Source organism: Meiothermus sp. (genome assembly GCF_037443965.1).
GTDB lineage: Bacteria > Deinococcota > Deinococci > Deinococcales > Thermaceae > Meiothermus.
In genome coordinates this window covers 1-17,547 of record NZ_JBBINI010000039.1, presented here as the reverse complement: position 1 = coordinate 17,547, position 17,547 = coordinate 1, and the positions used below count along the sequence as shown (strand labels likewise).

The window sequence follows — 17,547 nt, the reverse complement described above, 5'->3', positions numbered from 1 at the left end:
CTGCTTGAGGTGGACTCGAGCCTAACTACCTTGTGCTGTCGCGTAAAGCAACTGGTCTATGCGGACCTTTGGTTTGCTTCCTCGCAACCGTCACCAATGGTTTCGCAAATCTGCTGAACGGAGTATCTGGCTTTGGGCCTTGAGGCAGCTTTTCAAACCGTCTCCTAGCTCTAGCTTTCACACCCTCTAGCCCGCCTACGAGGCGGAACCCCACCACTCCCCCGGCTTTGATGGTTTTGTGCTTCGCAACAGGTAAGCGGAGGACAGTATGCCTTACAATGTCCAAAGTAACCACCAGGAGGTTGTAGTGGAACTTACAGCCGTACTCATACCCGCACCAGAGGGTGGATATATCGCCCTCAATCCCGAAACTGGAACCACAACACAAGGTGAGAGTGTGGAGGAAGCACTTGCCAACTTGCGCGAGGCAACCGAACTCTATTTGGAAGAGTTTCCCATCAAGATTACTGGCCGCGCCCTACTGACTTCGTTCCAGATACCTAAGCATGCCTAAACTTCCTGTCGTTTCGGGTGCCGAAGTGGTTCATGCGCTCGAGCGGCTTGGGTTTGTTGTGGCTCGACAACGGGGCAGCCACATCGTGATGCGACGTGGCGCAAATGGGTGTGTCGTTCCTAACCACCGAGAACTTAAGGCCGGAACCTTGAGCGGCGTACTCAGGCAGGCTGGTGTCTCTATTGACGAGTTCATAACTGCACTCAACGAGTAATACGCCTCCGGCAGTATCGTTCACTTTTGAAAGCCTAAACGATACTGCCGAAATGCTTTTCTACTCCCTTCGGTCGGCTTGAATCCTTCACCTATGACTACGTCTCACGGTGAAGGATTCAAGCGGAAACGGTATAACGCTGCATGAACCTGAGACGCCGTGCGGCCAGGAAAGCCATACAACGCGAACCAGTAACTCAATACCCTCTCGCCACTTACCGCTCGGCAAGCGAGGATACTAAACCTCAATCTGCGCAAAACGTGCGTTCTCCTCGATAAACTCGCGGCGTGGCTGCACGTCCGAGCCCATCAGGTCGTCGAAAATCTGGGCGGCGTAAGAAGCATCCTTCATGTCTACTTTTTTCAATACGCGTTTGGTGGGATCCATGGTGGTCTCCCAGAGTTGATCGGCGTTCATCTCGCCCAGGCCCTTGAAGCGCTGGATTTCGTAGGGTTTGTCGCCGATGTTGGCCAGGGCTTTCTTGAGGGCTTCGTCGTCGAAGATGTACTCCACCTGCTTGCTCTTGCCCACCCGCAGGCCATACAGGGGGGGCTGGGCCACGTACAGGTAGCCCTGCTCGATGATGGGGCGCATATAGCGGTAGAAGAAGGTGAGCAGCAGGGTGCGGATGTGCGAGCCATCCACGTCGGCGTCGGTCATGATGATGATCTTGTGGTAGCGCAGGTCTTCGATGTTGAAGTGGGCCTCTTCGTTGTCCTTGCCGCCAATGCCCGCCCCGATGGCCGCCACCATGGCCCGCACCTCGGCGTTCTTGAGGGCTTTGTTAAGGCCGGCCTTCTCGACGTTGAGAATTTTGCCGCGCAAAGGCAGGATGGCCTGGAAACGGCGGTCGCGACCACTCTTGGCGCTGCCGCCCGCGCTATCCCCTTCCACGATGAAGAGTTCGGCCTCGGCAGGGTCTTCCGACTGGCAGTCGGCCAGTTTGCCGGGCAGGTCGTCGGACTCGAGGGGGTTGGCCCGGCGCACCAGCTCGCGGGCCTTGCGGGCCGCCTCACGGGCCTGCGCGGCCCGCTGGGCTTTCTCGTAGATCATCTTGGCGATGCGGGGGTTTTCCTCGAGGTACTCGGAAAACTTCTCGTACACCACCTTGCTTACGGCAGTACCGGCCTCGGGGTTCAGGAGCTTGCCTTTGGTCTGGCCCTCAAACTGCGGCTGGGGAATCTTAACCGAGATCACGCACGAGAGGCCCTCCAGCAAATCGTCGCCGGTGGGCTCCAGATCCTTGACCAGGCCGGCCTTCTTGGCGTAGGCGTTGATGGCCCGGGTGTAGGCGGTCTTGAAGCCCGAAACATGGGTTCCCCCGTCTACAGTTGGAATCATGTTGGCAAAGCTCACCAGGTCGGCGCTGTAGCCCTTGGTGTGCACCAGGCCCACATCCACCCCCACGGTCTCGACCTGGCCCTGCAACAGCACCGGCTTGTCGTAGAGCAGTTCCTCGCCATCAGCGCGGTATTTGGCGAAGGAGCCCACCCCGCCTTTGTCGTAGAAGACCTCTTCTTTTTGGTGAACCTCATCTTTGAAGACCAGCTTGAGGCCCGCCACCAAGAAGGAGACCTCGCGCAGCCGCACCCGCAGGCGGCTGGCCTCGAACTTCTGTTCGCTGCCGAAAATTTGGGGGTCGGGCAGGAAGGTCACCCGGGTTCCACACTTGCCTTTGGGTGCGTTGCCCAAAACGTGCAGAGGCTGGGCAACCTCACCCCGGCTGAACTCGACCATATAGTGCTTGCCATCGCGGAAGACCTCCACGCGGGTGTACTCGGCCAGGGCATTCACCACACTGGCCCCCACCCCATGCAAGCCCCCCGAAACCTTGTAGGCACCTTCTTCGAACTTGCCCCCCGCGTGTAGCACAGTGTAGATCACCTCTACTGCGGGTTTTTGCTCTTCGGGCATGATGTCCACCGGAATCCCGCGCCCGTTGTCCTCCACCGTGATGGAGCCATCGGGGTGCAGGGTGGTGACAATCTCGGTAGCAAAGCCGGCCAGGGCCTCGTCTACCGCGTTGTCGAGGATTTCCTTGAACAGGTGGTGGTAGCCATCGGCCTGGGTACCGCCAATGTACATGGCCGGACGGTGGCGAACCCCCTCCAGGCCCTTCAGAACCTTAATTGCGGATGCGTCGTAGTTGGCAGTGACTTCAGTGCTCACTTGGATAGTATAACATATTTCGCTATTTACAGAATATATTAGCGCGAGGCATAAATGGGCGAAAAGAGCCTCCAGAACAGGGCAATTGCTACTATCACATAAAGGCTTAGGGTGATGGCCAAGGCTTAATTATCCTGTAGTGAGCTTCTTTCATTCGTCCTGGACAGATTTAAAAAACCATGCATACAATCGTGACTTTGGTTCTAATTCCGATAAAGGCGAACTGGGGTTGCCCACCTTTACTACAATCCTCAGAAAAGCGCGTAGGCTTTGAGTTGGCAAGGGAGGTTTGTTATGAGGAGACTGGTTCTCGGTTTGCTAGGCGCGACATTGCTCGGGGCATGTTCGCAGATTGTCGGCACCTTCAGCGCTTTCAACCTCACGGTTCCCAAAGAGGCCTGTACCGTTACAAACAACGTGCGCGAACTGAACCTGTCCTTCAACTACACCGGCACCCTCAAGGGCGTGAGCCTGGTTTTTACCCCCAATGGCAAATCCGCGGTTACAGTTAGTGTGCCCGACCTGAGCAACCCGCCTGCAGGGCTGAGGGTCAATACCCTGACGGCGGGTGAGGCAAAGCTTTTCATTGACCTCAACACCCTCAGCCCCACGCCCACAGCCCTCGCAATCCCCCAGCCCAACCCCCGTCAAATCTACCCGATGGACATTGAGCTGCAAGCCATTGGCAGCAACAACGAACGTCCGGGCCCCCTCAAGCTGCCCAATGTGGATGTGGCGAACTGTTATGCCCCCTGAGGTCAAGTACCCTACAACTGATTTACCCTCATCCTGGGGCCCCCGCGGGAAGCGCAAATCGGGGTTTGAACAAGAAAACGCGATTTACAGCAGCGAGCCACGGGGCGAAGCTTCCCGTGGGGTACTCAGCGCTTGACCGAACCGACTGCACTGATGGCGTGCTCGCTCAAGCTCGTACTCAGGCGCAGGCGTTTGCCCAGCTCGCGCCACCAGATATAGGCGGGGCTGTCCAGGCGCTTGACCTGCTCGAGATCGGCCTCCTTACGCCAGGTCTTCAGGCGCAGCAAAAACAGGTTCAGGAACAGATCGCGGTACTCAGCGCTGGCCCGTTCCATATGGAAGTGGAAGCGCACCCCCCGGTGCTGCGAAAACGAGATAATGATGGGAACCCCCTCGGGGCCTTCCACGGGGATTTCCACTGTGGTGTCGGTAAAGGTGGAGGCGGTGAACTCATACTCCTCTTGGATCATACCCAGTTCGCGCAGTACCAGGGCAAAAGCCCGCATCTCGAGGCCATTAATCTCGCGGTAGATGCGGTCAATAAGGTCGAAGGTGGGACTGTAGTGAAACTGCTCCCCCGGCGCCTCGGCCCACCACATGGCGTACTGGCCTTTGGGCGCGCCCAGCGAGGCCTGAATAAAAAGCCGGTCGCGGTAGGTCACGGGCTCCAGGGTTTCGGGGTAAATGGACAGCAGATCGTCGGTGCTGTAGTAGATGGGGCGGATGCGCCCCCAGCGCTGGGCCAGCTCCTGCACCACTACGTAGTGGGCCGCGGCTTTTTCGTCGGCCACGGGATAAAAAAAGAGGTCATACTCGCCGTCTTCGGCCCGTACCCGCAGGGGAATTTCCAGCACCCCTTCGCGGGTTAGGCGCAGCACATCGGCTTCCAGCACCTGGATTCCCGACTTACGAAACAAGGTCTCGATGGTAGTAGCAAAGATCAGGCGGTTGGCCGCCCTAACCTCGGGGGCATTGCTGTTGATCAGGCCCTCGAGGCGAACCTTGGGCCAGTGCTCTGGGGCGTTAGTATAAAGTTCATGCATAATAACAACCAAGAAAATTCGGCATTCAACCAAGACCGAGTGTAGACCCCCTAGAGCAAAAGCCCTGTGACATTTAAGAAGAACCACCGTTACAGGCAAAAACCCCTTTGGGTAAGGGGTATTGCAGTTGGAGCGGGTTGGTTGGCCGCACAATAGAGGCGATGCCCAGAGGAGTTCGACTGTATGCGGCTCTGGTTTTGTTGGCGGTGGGGTTGGTAGTGTGGTGGGTGATGAGCCAAGCTGCCGAAAAACGCCTGAACCCCAACAAGCGCGACTGGGAGAGCTTTGTGGCCCGCCAGGTGGCCGAGCAAACCGCCCCCTCTAGCTATCCGCTGCGGCGCAAGCTGGACTTTACCCCCTTTGAAGGGGCTTTGAACCGGCTCGAGGCGGAAACCCTCGAGCGCCTGCAAACCCTTACCCAGCAGGCCACCATCGCCGAGCTCCAGGCCCTGATGCAGGCCGGGCAGCTCACTTCCGAAGAGCTCACGCTTTTTTATCTGTGGCGCATCCGCCGCTACAACGATCGGCTGGGCGCTTACCTGGAGCTGAACCCCGAGGCGCTCGAGGAGGCCCAGGCCCGCGACCAGGAGCGCCAGCAAGGGCCGGTACGCAGCTTGCTGCACGGCATCCCCATCGCCCTGAAGGACAATATCTCCACTCGAGGCCCTCTGCACACCACCGCCGGGGCCGCGGTGCTGGCCCAGCACATCGCCGATCAGGACGCTTTTATTGTGCAGAGGCTGCGGAGCGCCGGGGCGGTCATTCTGGGCAAGAACAACCTCTCGGAGTGGGCCAATTTCATGACCAGCCAGTCGGTCAACGGCTACAGCACGCTGGGTGGCCATACCCGCAACCCCTACGGGCCGTTTGATGTGGGCGGAAGCAGCAGTGGGACAGCGGTGGCCGTGGCAGCCAACCTGGCCGTGGCCGGCATTGGCACCGAGACCTCGGGCTCGCTCATCTACCCCGCCGCCCAGAACAGCCTTTTCACCCTCAAACCCACCCTGGGCCTGGTCAGCCGCGACCGCATCATCCCCATCACCGCCGCCCAGGACACCGCCGGCCCCATGACCAAACACGCCGCCGACCTGGCAGTCTTGATGTCGGTGCTCACCGGGCACGACCCGAGCGATCCCCAGACCCAGGTTGCGCGGGATTTCACCTTCCCCGCCGCACCCCCCGCCCCTCCCAGCGCGCTTCGGGTAGGCTGGGTGCAGCACATCCAGCGCAAGGGTGACCGGGAGGTGCTGGAGCAGGTCGCGCAGGCCCTGGAGCACCTGGGAATAGAGGTGGTTGCGGTGCCCTTTCCCGAAAGCGCCATCGAGATGATGCCGGTGCTGCACGCTGGTATGCGGCGCGACCTGGCCCACTACCTAAAGACCACCGGGGCTGCAATTAAGGGCTTGCAGGACGTGATCGAGTACAACCGCCAGCACCCTGAGGCCATGCGCTACGGGCAGGACTTGCTCGAGGTCTCCCTTAACCACCCCCTATCCGACACCGAGTACGAGGCCCTGGTGCAAAAGAACCGCCAGCAGGGGGGTGAAAAGCTGCTCGAGCTGATGCAGGCCCACCGGGTGGAGCTGCTGCTCACCGTGAGCAACAGCCTGAGCCTGCTCACCTCTACCTCGGGCTTCCCTGCGGTTAATTTCCCGGCCGGCTACCGCGAAAGCGGCGAGCCGGTGGGGGCCACCCTGGTGGGGCGGCCCCTGCAAGACCCCCTGCTGATCGGGCTGGCCCAGGCGGTTGCAGAACGGCTGGGCATCCACCGTCCCCCCATCCTTCAGTAAACTTTGCCTGGCATGGACACCCCCCTTCCGGTCTATATCATCGGGCTGCGCGGCCTGCTTAACCTGATTGCGCTGCTCTTAATCGGGGTTTCGCTCCTGTGGAACCTACCCCTGCTGGTGCGCGAGCCCAGCACCCGCCAGTCGCGCTTTTTCAAGTTTGTGGCGGGCTTCGCGGTGGCGGCGGTGGTGGTCGAGCTCTTGGTGCGCACGCTGTTCATGGGCGGTGTGAGCTGGCTGCACGCCGTCTACGGCCTGCTGGCCGCCAGCATTCTGTGGTTTGTGAGCGGCCTCGAGCCCGGGGGCTGGTTCCGCAAAAGCCTGGAAAAGCCCCCCGAGCAGGTGGGGCCGTACTTCTTCTGGGCCAGCCTGGTCTGCTTGCTGCTGTGGTGGCGCTTTATCGAGACCGGGATTGCTCGAGTTCCGGCCCAGTAGCCTGCAGGTGCTGGTGCAGATCCAGGGCAATCCGCGCAGCGGCACCGGGCTCACCCATGGCGGCTTTTCCGGCCGCTCGAGCCCGCTCCAGCAGGGTCTCGGAGGAAAGGAAGGCCCGCACACCCCGCACAACGGCCTCGGGGTTGGGCTCGGTGAGCATTAAGGCGTCCCCCAGCAAGCGTTTTTGCGTCTGGGCAAACCCCAGGGTGTACTGCGGCCCCGGTGTTGGGAAGCCCACCAGCGGCACCCCGTGGCCCGCAGCCTGTTCGGCCGCCGTTCCGCTGGTGGAGAGGGCCAGCCTCGAGCCCCGCAGGGCCGCACCGAAGGCCCGCTGCACCAGATGCACCACGGTTCCATCGGGGTGGCTGAGCCGGTGGGTGACGCCCTCGCTCCGACCAGTGGCCTCGAGCCTGAAGCCTTGGGCCTCCAGCCCCTCCAGGGGCAGGCCCGCCCAGGCCACCACGGGCGTTAAGGCGGTATCGCGCAGCCGGCGGCAGACCTCGAGCATGACCGGCAGGCTCCAGTAGGCGTCCTGGCGCGAGCCCGGCAGCAGCAGCAGATACGGCGGGGGAAGATCGAGCGACCCCTCGTCCAGGGCATCCAGCATGGGGTTGCCCAGGTAGCAGGCCTGTGGGACACCTCGAGCCCGCAGCCAGACCGCCCCTTCCGGCTCACGGGGATACACCCGGGCAGCCCAGCGCATCAGCAGGCGCTCGGTCACGCTGTAAGGGCGCCCCCCCACCCGTAGTGAGGAGCGGCACTGCATCAAAAAAAGCGGCTGACCCCCAAACCCCACCCCCACCCCCAGGGCGTACACATCCCCCACCACCAGCGTGGCCAGGGCCCCCCGGGCCGCCTTGCGCACAGCCCGGTACTGGGCCTGGCTCATGGAAAACCAACCAGCCCGGAGATCGGCCCAGAGCGCCGCCGCACTCTGCAGGGCAAACCCCCCCGAGGGCAGTTCCCGGCAGGGCCCCAGCCTCGGGATACCAGCCCGCCGGTAGGCCTGCCCCTGCCCTACCAGCGGTACCGCCTGCACTGCGTAGCCCAGCGTCCGTAAAGCCCCGCCCAGGGCAGCCCCGATGATGTCCTCGCCGTGCCCGTTGGAGACGAGCAGTATCTGCTTCATGCCTGGGTAAGCTGAATCAGGCGCTCGAGCACCGCCAGCCCGGCCCCTTCGTCCAAGAGTTGCTGGGCCAGCCGCACCCCCTCGGCCACCCCCTCCACCCGGCCTGCCAGGTAAAAGGCCGCTCCCGCGTTCAGCGCCACCGCATCGCGCTTGGGGCCCCGCTGCTGGCCGCTCAGAATGGCCCGGGCCTCCGCCGCGTTCTCGGCAGCGGTTCCCCCGCCAATCGCCGCGTAGGGGGCCGGCTCCAGGCCCACCGCCTCGGGCCGGAGGCGGTAGGTGTGGATCTGGCTGTCCTTCAGTTCGGCCACCAGGTTTTCGCCCAGGGCCAGCTCGTCGATGGCCTCGAGGCCCTCCCCACGGGCCATCTGACCGTGCACCACCAGCGCCCGGCTGCTGCCCAGGTCGCGCAGCACCCGGGCAAACGGCTCCACCAGGGCCGGGCTGCTCACCCCCACCAGGTTCAGGCTGGCAAAGGCGGGGTTGGTGAGGGGGCCCAGCAGGTTGAAAACCGTGCGCACCCCCAGCTCGGCCCGCACCGGGGCCACATAGCGCATGGCCGGGTGGTGGTTGCGGGCAAACAAAAAGCCCAGGCCCACCGTCTCGATGGCCTCGGCCACTTTTTCGGCAGGGATATCGATCCGAATTCCCAGCGCCTCAATCAGGTCGAAGGAGCCCGACTTGGAGGAGGCCGCCCGGTTGCCATGCTTGGCCACCGCCACCCCACCCGCGGCCACCACAAAGCAGGTGGTGGTGGAGATGTTGAAGGCTTCCGGGGCCACCCCCCCGGTGCCCACAATGTCCAGCAGGGGCTGGCGGCGGGTCTCCACCCGCACCGCGGCCTCGCGCATACCGGCCGCAAAACCGGCGATCTCCTCGGGGGTCTCGCCCCGGGTGCGCAGGGCCATCAGCACCCCCGCGGTCTGCACCGGGGTCAGGTCGCCGGCCATAATCCGGCGCATCAGGGCATGGGCCTCGGCCTGGGATAAAGGCTCGGCCAGAAGGGCTTTCTTGAGTTCGTCCACGGTTCCTCCCCAAAAGTTTACACAGGTAAACGCCAGCCCCGCCAAAGACCCCGCCAGAGGGCCCCCACCTTGTCGAAGCGGCCCCGCAGGCTGTACTCCAGCAGCCAGAACAGGCCATACCCGGCCACCGCCAGCAGGGGCCAGGGGGCGTGCTTGCGAAAGAGCCGGACGTTGTAGGTGGCAAAGTATTCGTCGGAGCGCAGGCTGCCCGACCAGGAGCTACCCCCTTTGTGCAACACCCGCGCCCCCTCAGCCACCGCCAGCCGAAACCCCGCCTGGATCAGGCGCAGGCCGTAGTCGCAGTCCTCACCGTACATGAAAAAACCCTCGTCCAGCAGACCCACCCCCTCCAAAGCCGCCCGGCGGATGAGCAGGCTGGCCCCGCTGATGTAGTTCAAACGCCCAGCCTGGCGCGGATGGGTCAGCAGGCGGATCAGGCCCCAGGGCAGCACCACCTGGCCCCCACCCCAGGCCTGCACCTGCTGGGGGTTGTCCATCTCGTGGAGCACCGCGCCCACCGCCCCAATCCGGGCATCCTGCTCGGCCCGCTCCACCATGGCGGCGAGCGCGCCAGCCTCGGGTAGGGTGTCGGGGTTGAGCAGCCAGACGTAGTCGGCCCCCTCGGCCAGGGCCCGGCGGATGCCGGCATTGTTACCCCCGGCAAAACCCAGGTTGCGCCCCAGCTCCATCAGCTCGAGGTGCGGCAAGGTCGCGCGCAGCCGGGCCACCGCGTCGTTGTCGGAGGCGTTGTCCAGCACCAGCACCCGGTAGTTGGGGTAGTGGAGTTGCTCCAGCGCGCGCAAACAGGCCAGGGTGTCGGGCCAGGCGTTGTAGTTGACAATCAGGATGTACACCAGGGGCGCGCTCATGCTGTAGCCCCTTCCAGCAGCCCCTGGGTGTAGGCGGCCTCGAGCACAAACCGGTAGCGTGCAAAGGCCCCCGCCCCCGCCTCCCAGTCGCGCGCCTGCAGAAGCCGCTCGGCCCTGGGCCAGGGGTAGGCCCAGCGCTTGTAGGCCCGCGCCAAGGGATGTACGCCCGTCCAGAGGGCCACCAGGGGGTGCGGGTGCAGCCGGTAAAACTGCCAGGCCATCCGCCCCAGGCTCCGCGACTTGGCTACCATAACGTCCAGACTGACCCGATCCTCGTGCGCCGCGCGGGCCCTTCGGGCCAGGCGGGGCCGCACCCCTTTGCGCCAGAGCCGCCAGCCCAGCTCGTGATCTTCCCAGCCATAGCCCCGCATGGGCGCAAAGGCCTCGGCTGCCCCCAGCGGCAAAGAAAGACTGGCGAACCAGAAGCCGCCCCAGCCCAGCGACGCCCCATCGGCCCGGCCCCGCACCCCCGACGCGGCCCATGCACGCCAGAAGCGGATAAAGGCCTCCTGCCCCAGCGTCTCCGGTATGTAGGTATAGCTGACCCCCGCGGCCCCAGGGTAGCGCTGGTGCAACTCCAGGTGGGCCTGCAAAAAACCCGCTTCGGGAATAACGTCGTCGTCGTTGAAGAGCACGTAGCGGCCTCGAGCCTGAAGAAGTCCCGCGTTGCGCGCAGAAGCCATCCCTGCGTTGGCTTGGCGCAGCACCCGCAGGCGGGGGTCAGGAAACCCGGCCAGCACCTCGGGGGTCGCATCGCTCGAGCCGTCGTCCACCACGATCAGCTCGAGCGAAACCCCTTCCTGCTGCAAAAAAGCCCGCACCGTGCGGGCCAGCAGATGGGCCCGGTTATAGGTTGGAATCACGACGCTGAAGGTGGGTTCCATGCCTCCGAAGCCCCCCAGGCATACGCCAGCTCGTAGTCACCCCGCGCCCCCAGCAGGCCCTTGAAGGAGGGGAGCAGGGCCAGCTTCAAGCTCACCAGCACCGGGTGCACCCCCAGGGCCCAGGCGATGCGGGGGTCGTGGTGCTTCTGCCAGACCCGCACGTGGGCCGCCCCCGCCTGCCGGGCCTTCTGGATGGCCTGGCCCTGGTAGTCGAAGGCCTCGTGCACGGCCAGTGCCTCCCGCACAAACACCAGCCGCGCCCCGGCCCGCATCAGGCGGTAGCCCAGGTCGGGGTCTTCGCCGCCGTAGCCGCTGAAGGCGGGGTCGTAGCCACCCACCTCCTCAAACAGGGCCCTGGGCAGTGAGGTGTTGTTGCCGGTGATGTTCCACCAGAAGGCCCGGGGGCCCTTCAGCTCGGCCGCCCCCGTGCCCCGCAGCGCGGGGGGCAGCTCGAGCCGCCCCACCGCCACCGTGCGGGGCCGGGTGTGCGCTTTTTGATGGGCCTCGATCCAGCCCGGCTGGGGTATCACGTCGTCGTCGGAAAAGAGCAGAACATCGCCCTTGGCCATCCCGGCCCCCCGGTTGCGGGCGTTGGCCGCGCCGAGGCCCGGGGTGATCTCAAGGAAGCGGAGCGCAAAGGGCGGCCTGTACTGCTGTAGGAATTCCAGGGTATCGTCGGTGCAGCCATCGGCCACCACGATCACCTCAAACGCGCCCGGTTGGGCTTCCAGAGCGCGCAGCTTTTTCACCAGCACTTCGCGGCGGTTGTGGGTGGGTACGATCACCGAAATCATCGTCAACTAGCGCATTATTCACACAACTGCAAGAAATTCGCCAGCATCTGCCGACCCCCCTCGGTCAGAACCGATTCCGGGTGAAACTGCACCCCGTGGGTGGGGTAGCGGCGGTGGCGCAGGCCCATCACCGTGCGGCCCCCGGCCTCCTCGCACCAGGCATTGACCTCGAGTTCGTCGGGCAGGTCTTCCACCACCAGCGAGTGGTAGCGGGTGGCCGTCAGGGGGGTGGGCAGGCCGGTAAACACCCCGCTGCTATCGTGCAAAATGGGGCTGGTCTTGCCGTGCACAATCACCCGGTGCCGCCGCACCGTGGCCCCAAAAGCCTCGCCAATGCTCTGGTGGCCCAGGCAGACCCCCAGGATGGGGTATCGAGGCGCGTAGTGCTGGATGAGCGGCACCGAGAGGCCGGCCTCCTTGGGCGTGCAGGGCCCGGGGCTCACCACAATGCCGTCGGGGTCGAGTTCGGCCACATCTGGCAAGCCAAAGCGGTCGTTGCGCCAGACGGTCACCTGGGCCCCCAGCTCGCCCAGGTACTGCACCAGGTTGTAGGTGAAGGAGTCGTAGTTGTCAATCATCAGAATTCGCTTCACAGTCCCGCCTCCCGCTTTTCCATGGCCGCGAACTCCCCCAGGATGGCACGGTAGATCCGCTCGGCCACATTGGGCGATAAGCCCTGGTGCTCGGCCATATAGCGCACGTGCTGGATAATCTGTTCCTGTCGGTCTTTTGACTCAATGGGCACCTGGTTTTGCCCGAGCCGGGCAGCCTCTTTGGCCAGCCGCGCCCGCTGGGCCAGCAAGCCCACAATCCGGGCGTCAATGGCGTTAATTTGCAGGCGAATGTCCTCGAGGCTTCCCATCTCAACCCCTCCAGCGCAGACTTGCTTCCCACTGCCGTATAACCCCGCATCCCACGCTCACAACCCCTCCTCGGCCAGCCGCACCGCCTTGACCATGGCCTGGGCCTTGTTCAAGCACTCCTGGTACTCTGCCGTCGGATTGGAGTCGTAGACCACCCCCGCCCCGGCCTGGATGTGCATCTGCCCACCAGCCACCACGATGGTGCGCAGGGTCAGGGCCATGTCCATGTGCCCGTCGTAGGCCACATAGCCAAAAGCCCCCCCGTAAGCACCCCGGCGGGCAGGCTCGAGCTCCTCGATAATCTCCATGGCCCGGATTTTGGGGGCCCCCGAGACGGTGCCCATTGGCAGCACCGCGGCCAGGGCGTCGAGCGGGGTTTGGTCTTCGCGTAGCTCGCCCTCCACGGTGGAGACGATGTGCATCACGTGTGAGTAGTTCTCCACCTTCATGAGTTCACGGGGTCGCACGCTGCCATAGCGGCAGACCCGGCCCAGGTCGTTGCGCGAGAGGTCTACCAGCATCACGTGCTCGGCCCGCTCCTTTTCATCGGACAACAGCTCCTCGGCCAGGGCCTGATCCTCGGCGGCGTCCCGGCCCCGCCGGCGGGTTCCGGCAATGGGGCGTGTCACCACCCGCTGCCCATCGGAGCGCAGCAGGCTCTCGGGGCTGCTCGAGACCAGGGTCACCTCGCCCAGTTCCAGATAGCCCATGTAGGGGCTGGGGTTCACCGAGCGCAGGGCGCGGTAAACGGCAAAGGGGTGCACCTGCAGGGGGGCCGAGATGCGCAGCGAGGGCACCACCTGGAAGATGTCGCCGGCCCGGATGTACTCGAGCGCTTTCTTCACCATCTGCTCGTACTCGGCCTGGGTGACGTTCTGGCTGAACTCCACCCGCCGCCCGGCCCGTTCGCCCGGCACCCCCGGCAGCGGCCCGCTCAGCTTCTTCTCGGCCCAGGCGATGCGCTCCAGGGCCTGGGCCCGCTCGTCCTCCAGGGCCGGGGCTACGATGTGGAGCTGCTGCTTGAACTGGTCAAATACAATCAGCACCTCCGGCTCGATGAACAGCAGGTCGGGGATGCCCAGCAGGTCGGGCTTCTGGTTGGGCAGGCGCTCGTAGTAGCGGATGAGGTCGTAGGCCGCGTAACCCACCGCGCCGCCCCAGAATAGGGGCAGGTCGGGGTCGGGCTGGATGGGCCGGTGGATGGCCTGGTAGAGGGTGCGCAGGGGATCCTGGGTTGCCAGCGGCCGGCCATTCAGGGTAAAAACCCCCTCCTTCAGCCGCCAGATGTGGCGGGCCCCCACCCCCACAAAGCTCCAGCGGGCCCAGGCCTTGCCCCCTTCCACCGATTCCAGCAAAAAGCTGGGGCTGGCTTTCTCCGAGAGCTTGAGGTAGGCCGTGACGGGGGTCTCGAGGTCGGCCAGCAGGGTTTTCTTGACCGGGATGGTGGGCTTGGTTAGGTGTGCGATGGGCATCTGCTCTCCTTTAGCAATAAAAAAATCCCCTGAGGAAAGCCCCAGGGGTAACGACCGCTACCGTCCCAGGGCTATCCGGGCCACCACCAACCCTTGACTTGTGCGGTGCGTACCATTTGACCCTTAGTCTGCGCCAAAAGGCCCCAGAATGCAAGCCGGCTCCCCCTTCCACCCGTGCCTAAACCGATAGGCTAGAGCCGATGCGCTGGCTCACCTTCGACCTCGACGGCACCCTGGCCGACTGGCCTTTTCGCCGCCTGCTGCGGCCCCACATGGAGGCGCTGCTGGCAGAGCCCACCATCCGCCAGGCCCTGCGCGCGGAGTACCTGCGCCGCCTGGCCCAGGGCGACCCCACCAAGGTGTACGACTGGGGCGATATTCACCGGGCTGTGCGCGAGCAGCTCGGGCTGGGCTCGGTCTTTCCCAACATCTCCAAGCTGCTCTCTGAGGCGGTACCGGAGAATGAGCTGGTCTACCACGATGTACCCGCCGGTCTGTCTGCCTTACGCGCCCAGGGTTACCGGATTGCGGTAGCAACCAACGGGCTGGCAAGGTATCAGCAAATTCTGGTGGACAAGCTGGGCATTACCTATGACCTGATGCTGGCCCCCGACATCTCAAAAGCACTCAAGCCCGACCCTCTTTTCTGGAACCCCGTTCGTAGCCAGGCAAGCGAAACCGTCGTGCATGTGGGCGACCTGCTCAGTCAGGACATCTGGGGGGCCAACAGTGCAGGCTTCACCGCGGTCTGGATCTGGCGAAGCATGCCCGACGACTGGCGGGCCATCCCCGTCACCGAACGAACCCGGCATTCAGGGATGGCCTCGCTCATCGAGGCAAGGGTGCAAAGCGAGCTGGAAGAACACGGCTTTGTGGGTAAAGTTCGCCCCCAAACCCCACCCCGCCCCGACTACATCGTGGCCGATTTGAACGAACTACAGCAGGTGCTCACCTGAATAGTTTGAGCAGTTCGGCAGGGTCTTGAGGCGAGAGCAAGACTTTTTCCCCGCTTTTCATCTCCAGCAGCAGGCCCAAGCCCTTGGACTGCGCCGCATAGGCCGTTACTGGGCCGACTTCGGGCAAGGTATAGACCCCCACGTAGTAGCCTGGCAGGTGGCCCCGACTCTTGGGGTTCCAGCGCAGGGCATACTCCACGGGTTGAGCCAACCTCACCTCCGAGCGCACAATCTGCACCGGGTCGGTGTGGGTTTGGATGGTCAAGCCCCTTCCAGATACTTCATAAGCCAGCAATTGCGGCCAGCGAAACATCCAGGAAGCCACCACACCCATTAAGGCCAGTCCGGGCAGAGCTACAAAGGCCACCAGAATCCCCAGGGTCACGCTACGGTTCCATAAGATCGGCAGGAGCCACAAAATCGGAAGGGTTACACCCGCCAGCAGCAGCAGGGGCCACAGCCAGGGGCGGGGGTTGTTGGTCTTGAGCGCCAGGGTCTTGGCCTTCATTGACCCGAATGCTACGGGTAATTGCAGGGCCAAGACAATAGAGCCACCCCATATTTCTTGAGAGTCAGCGGCGAGGCCCTCGAGCAACTGGCGCTTTTTAACTTACGCGATTGGAAGATGCACTTCTTACCAAAATTTTTTTCAGGGCCAGCCCAGCCCAAAGGTTCCATGCAGGCTGCGAAACCAGCCCTCCGCATAGCCCTGTGCAATCTGGATGCGGCTAAAACCCAGGGTAAACTTGCCCTCGAGGCTCGGCGTAACCCCCACGGGCGCTTCTAAGCCCAGCCCTAGCTGCCCGCCAACGCCACCCAGATGATAAAACCGGGGGTCGCCGTCCGTGCCCCAGGCCAGGCCGCGTACGCTGGTCTCGGGGTGCGGCACGATCACCCCAAGCCCTACCCTCGGCACCACCCGCACAGGCCCGGCTTCCAGCGCATAAGCCAGGTTGAAGAGCACATAGTTGAAGCCATCGGTCACGTTGAACCGATCGAATACCTGCCCGTTGCGCTCGGCCCCGGCAAAGTAGAGCTTCTGGTGAATGAGCTCGAGTTCGTACCTGAGCCCGCCGGGGTTGCCGTACCACAACCGTAGCGTGTAGTAGGGAAAGCCTTCCAGGTCACGCCCCTCGAACCGAGCACCTTCCACCACCGCATCGGGAAAGCCTTGCTGGACCACCCGCAGATCGGTGGGTGCATTGGTTGTAAAGCCCAGCGCAAGCTGAATCCCCAGGCTCTGGGCCACCCCGAACCCAACCAGCGCAAGCAGCGCGATGCAACGGCGCATACCTAAACCGTAGCCCGGTCTCATGAGGGGTTGCTGTTGAGAGAAGAAGGTTGGTCTAAGGAAATAAAAAAAGCGGCCTGTTTGCCGCTGATATTCACAAGTTACCATGCTATGCACTATGCGTCAAGCGTATGCAGAGAACCCCGTCTGAAACGAGTTTCTACCCCTCCGGCAAACCCCGGTCTTCGGGGTACAGCGCCCAAATCCAACCGAATTTAGCTTGGCACACCCTGCAGTTGTCTAGCGACCATGGAGGCTCAACCCCTCTATGCACCTACCGCTTGGCATACCAGAGCAGCTCGTGCTGTATAGGCCCTTCGTAACCAGCCAGATGAAAGGTCTCGATGGCCAGGCGATGGCCAAAACGATCTGCAAAGTTGAGCACCGAAAGTGCTTGGGTACGGTGCTGGGCCATGGCACGCAGTTTTTGCAATAAGACCTCCATCGGCAAGTGCCGCACATGGGTGGGTGGCAGCCAGCCTTCCAGATACTCCGGTTGGGGTTGGGGAGCCGCATAGTAAAACAGCTTAATTTTTTGCCCCGACCTCTCGACCGCTTTCACTACGAACTGGTGAGTGGCTACATGGTCGGGGTGGCGGTTGGAACCATTAGGAGCGAACGTGATGATGGCCTTAGGACGCAGCACCTCCAAGCGCCACAGCAGCAAATCAACAATTTCGGGGTGGTCGGCCACCCCTTGCGGGGTGGAAAAACCGTGGCCCCTAGCTTCACCATCTACCGGGTTGTTGGGCAGGCCATTGGGAAAGCCGTAGAGCTCGAAATGACCCACCTTAAGAATTTCTACGGCCCGCCTCAGCTCTTCTGCACGAAAATCCCCCAACGCCTCGGGCGCGCATAAGCCCAAAGTTCGCCCGGCCTCGCCTTTGGTGAGGGTGATCAGGCCGGTCTCCAAGCCCCGGTCGGCGTATTGAATGAGCGTTCCACCTGCGCCGAACACCTCGTCGTCGGGGTGAGGTACCACCACCAGCAAGTCCATAGTTCACAATACTATCCAGGATGATCGGACACAGGGGGAAGTCCTCTCACATCTGCGGGGGGGTAGTTGGGTAGTTCCTTCCTATTGACATAACCCGAAGCATTTGATAACCTTTTTTTTGCGTCGCCAAACGGTGAGGCGAGAATCTTGAAAGCGCAGGTTAGGAAATAAATACGACCACAACGTGGTTTTCCACGTCATAAACTTTTGAGCATAACAGCTCAAACTCAAATCCTCGCCTTATGGCGAGCATTTATGGAGAGTTTGATCCTGGCTCAGGGTGAACGCTGGCGGTATGCCTAAGACATGCAAGTCGCACGGACTGTTTTTGCAGTTAGTGGCGGACGGGTGA

General features: G+C 63.0%; 18 protein-coding genes and 1 rRNA gene. 6 read left to right on the top strand and 13 right to left on the bottom strand.

Translation table 11 applies throughout. The features are described from left to right. The first annotated feature begins 268 nt into the window (after window positions 1-268). Window positions 269-514, top strand: a complete 246-nt coding sequence (locus tag WKI89_RS15890; RefSeq protein WP_337871262.1) for a type II toxin-antitoxin system HicB family antitoxin — start codon at window positions 269-271, stop codon at window positions 512-514. A 451-nt stretch (window positions 515-965) separates the two neighbouring features. On the opposite strand, the gene WKI89_RS15885 is transcribed toward WKI89_RS15890, so the two are convergent. After that, window positions 966-2,897: a DNA topoisomerase subunit B gene (locus WKI89_RS15885; RefSeq protein ID WP_337871261.1), complete on the bottom strand. Its 1,932-nt coding sequence runs from the start codon at window positions 2,895-2,897 to the stop codon at window positions 966-968. A gap of 294 nt (window positions 2,898-3,191) precedes the next feature. Here WKI89_RS15885 and WKI89_RS15880 point away from each other — a divergent pair, with 294 nt between their 5' ends. After that, on the top strand, window positions 3,192-3,653 hold the full coding sequence (locus WKI89_RS15880) for a hypothetical protein (RefSeq protein WP_337871259.1): 462 nt from the start codon (window positions 3,192-3,194) through the stop codon (window positions 3,651-3,653). A gap of 125 nt (window positions 3,654-3,778) precedes the next feature. On the opposite strand, the gene WKI89_RS15875 is transcribed toward WKI89_RS15880, so the two are convergent. Beyond that, window positions 3,779-4,696, bottom strand: coding sequence for a hypothetical protein (locus WKI89_RS15875; protein ID WP_337871258.1), 918 nt, complete (start codon window positions 4,694-4,696; stop codon window positions 3,779-3,781). Between the two features lie 161 nt (window positions 4,697-4,857). Between WKI89_RS15875 and WKI89_RS15870 the strand changes: the two genes are divergently transcribed. Together WKI89_RS15870 and WKI89_RS15865 are read left to right on the top strand one after the other, a co-directional pair. Beyond that, window positions 4,858-6,486: an amidase family protein gene (locus tag WKI89_RS15870; RefSeq protein ID WP_337871256.1), complete on the top strand. Its 1,629-nt coding sequence runs from the start codon at window positions 4,858-4,860 to the stop codon at window positions 6,484-6,486. A 12-nt stretch (window positions 6,487-6,498) separates the two neighbouring features. Beyond that, on the top strand, window positions 6,499-6,918 hold the full coding sequence (locus WKI89_RS15865) for a hypothetical protein (protein ID WP_337871255.1): 420 nt from the start codon (window positions 6,499-6,501) through the stop codon (window positions 6,916-6,918). On the opposite strand, the gene WKI89_RS15860 is transcribed toward WKI89_RS15865, so the two are convergent. Genes WKI89_RS15860 through trpE form a run of 8 tightly spaced genes read right to left on the bottom strand, consistent with a single transcriptional unit; the run spans window position 6,881 to window position 13,951 of the window. Further along, window positions 6,881-8,047: a lipid-A-disaccharide synthase-related protein gene (locus WKI89_RS15860; protein WP_337871253.1), complete on the bottom strand. Its 1,167-nt coding sequence runs from the start codon at window positions 8,045-8,047 to the stop codon at window positions 6,881-6,883. The two genes, WKI89_RS15865 and WKI89_RS15860, sit on opposite strands and share 38 nt — an antisense overlap. Then, window positions 8,044-9,069, bottom strand: coding sequence for an anthranilate phosphoribosyltransferase (trpD, locus tag WKI89_RS15855; protein WP_337871251.1), 1,026 nt, complete (start codon window positions 9,067-9,069; stop codon window positions 8,044-8,046). Before trpD ends, WKI89_RS15860 begins: the two co-directional genes overlap by 4 nt. 17 nt (window positions 9,070-9,086) lie before the next feature. Beyond that, window positions 9,087-9,938, bottom strand: a complete 852-nt coding sequence (locus WKI89_RS15850) for a glycosyltransferase family 2 protein (RefSeq protein ID WP_337871249.1) — start codon at window positions 9,936-9,938, stop codon at window positions 9,087-9,089. Further along, the gene (locus WKI89_RS15845) at window positions 9,935-10,822 is read right to left on the bottom strand and encodes a glycosyltransferase family 2 protein (protein WP_337871248.1); all 888 of its coding nucleotides are present in this window, start codon (window positions 10,820-10,822) and stop codon (window positions 9,935-9,937) included. Before WKI89_RS15845 ends, WKI89_RS15850 begins: the two co-directional genes overlap by 4 nt. Further along, window positions 10,798-11,616: a glycosyltransferase gene (locus WKI89_RS15840; protein ID WP_337871285.1), complete on the bottom strand. Its 819-nt coding sequence runs from the start codon at window positions 11,614-11,616 to the stop codon at window positions 10,798-10,800. The genes WKI89_RS15845 and WKI89_RS15840 overlap by 25 nt, the downstream gene beginning before the upstream one ends. A gap of 14 nt (window positions 11,617-11,630) precedes the next feature. Then, window positions 11,631-12,194 (bottom strand): aminodeoxychorismate/anthranilate synthase component II, encoded by a 564-nt coding sequence (locus WKI89_RS15835; RefSeq protein WP_337871283.1) that lies wholly within the window; start codon window positions 12,192-12,194, stop codon window positions 11,631-11,633. A gap of 11 nt (window positions 12,195-12,205) precedes the next feature. Then, complete coding sequence (locus WKI89_RS15830; RefSeq protein ID WP_337871246.1) at window positions 12,206-12,478, bottom strand: chorismate mutase; 273 nt, start codon at window positions 12,476-12,478, stop codon at window positions 12,206-12,208. 57 nt (window positions 12,479-12,535) lie between these two features. Next, a complete protein-coding gene (gene trpE / locus WKI89_RS15825; protein WP_337871244.1) occupies window positions 12,536-13,951 on the bottom strand; it encodes an anthranilate synthase component I in 1,416 nt (471 codons plus the stop codon). A gap of 200 nt (window positions 13,952-14,151) precedes the next feature. Between trpE and WKI89_RS15820 the strand changes: the two genes are divergently transcribed. Continuing rightward, a complete protein-coding gene (locus WKI89_RS15820) occupies window positions 14,152-14,907 on the top strand; it encodes an HAD family hydrolase (protein WP_337871242.1) in 756 nt (251 codons plus the stop codon). Here the strand turns inward: WKI89_RS15820 and WKI89_RS15815 are convergent. The 3 genes from WKI89_RS15815 to WKI89_RS15805 all read right to left on the bottom strand — a co-directional run bounded on the left by WKI89_RS15815 (window position 14,900) and on the right by WKI89_RS15805 (window position 17,195). Then, window positions 14,900-15,415, bottom strand: coding sequence for a PH domain-containing protein (locus WKI89_RS15815; protein ID WP_337871240.1), 516 nt, complete (start codon window positions 15,413-15,415; stop codon window positions 14,900-14,902). The genes WKI89_RS15820 and WKI89_RS15815 overlap by 8 nt on opposite strands. A 141-nt stretch (window positions 15,416-15,556) precedes the next feature. Further along, complete coding sequence (locus WKI89_RS15810) at window positions 15,557-16,198, bottom strand: hypothetical protein (protein WP_337871239.1); 642 nt, start codon at window positions 16,196-16,198, stop codon at window positions 15,557-15,559. Between the two features lie 274 nt (window positions 16,199-16,472). After that, entirely contained in the window at window positions 16,473-17,195 is a 723-nt protein-coding gene (locus WKI89_RS15805) for a PIG-L deacetylase family protein (RefSeq protein ID WP_337871237.1), read from the bottom strand. A 252-nt stretch (window positions 17,196-17,447) separates the two neighbouring features. Between WKI89_RS15805 and WKI89_RS15800 the strand changes: the two genes are divergently transcribed. Next, window positions 17,448-17,547, top strand: a 16S ribosomal RNA gene (locus tag WKI89_RS15800); the annotation flags it as partial.

Coding starts and splice junctions, on each gene's coding strand:
- WKI89_RS15890 (WP_337871262.1), top strand. CDS start 269: ATGCCTTACAATGTCCAAAGTAACCACCAGGAGGTTGTAGTGGAACTT.
- WKI89_RS15880 (WP_337871259.1), top strand. CDS start 3,192: ATGAGGAGACTGGTTCTCGGTTTGCTAGGCGCGACATTGCTCGGGGCA.
- WKI89_RS15875 (WP_337871258.1), bottom strand. CDS start 4,696: ATGCATGAACTTTATACTAACGCCCCAGAGCACTGGCCCAAGGTTCGC.
- WKI89_RS15870 (WP_337871256.1), top strand. CDS start 4,858: ATGCCCAGAGGAGTTCGACTGTATGCGGCTCTGGTTTTGTTGGCGGTG.
- WKI89_RS15865 (WP_337871255.1), top strand. CDS start 6,499: ATGGACACCCCCCTTCCGGTCTATATCATCGGGCTGCGCGGCCTGCTT.
- WKI89_RS15860 (WP_337871253.1), bottom strand. CDS start 8,047: ATGAAGCAGATACTGCTCGTCTCCAACGGGCACGGCGAGGACATCATC.
- WKI89_RS15850 (WP_337871249.1), bottom strand. CDS start 9,938: ATGAGCGCGCCCCTGGTGTACATCCTGATTGTCAACTACAACGCCTGG.
- WKI89_RS15845 (WP_337871248.1), bottom strand. CDS start 10,822: ATGGAACCCACCTTCAGCGTCGTGATTCCAACCTATAACCGGGCCCAT.
- WKI89_RS15840 (WP_337871285.1), bottom strand. CDS start 11,616: ATGATTTCGGTGATCGTACCCACCCACAACCGCCGCGAAGTGCTGGTG.
- WKI89_RS15835 (WP_337871283.1), bottom strand. CDS start 12,194: ATGATTGACAACTACGACTCCTTCACCTACAACCTGGTGCAGTACCTG.
- WKI89_RS15830 (WP_337871246.1), bottom strand. CDS start 12,478: ATGGGAAGCCTCGAGGACATTCGCCTGCAAATTAACGCCATTGACGCC.
- trpE (WP_337871244.1), bottom strand. CDS start 13,951: ATGCCCATCGCACACCTAACCAAGCCCACCATCCCGGTCAAGAAAACC.
- WKI89_RS15820 (WP_337871242.1), top strand. CDS start 14,152: ATGCGCTGGCTCACCTTCGACCTCGACGGCACCCTGGCCGACTGGCCT.
- WKI89_RS15815 (WP_337871240.1), bottom strand. CDS start 15,415: ATGAAGGCCAAGACCCTGGCGCTCAAGACCAACAACCCCCGCCCCTGG.
- WKI89_RS15810 (WP_337871239.1), bottom strand. CDS start 16,198: ATGCGCCGTTGCATCGCGCTGCTTGCGCTGGTTGGGTTCGGGGTGGCC.
- WKI89_RS15805 (WP_337871237.1), bottom strand. CDS start 17,195: ATGGACTTGCTGGTGGTGGTACCTCACCCCGACGACGAGGTGTTCGGC.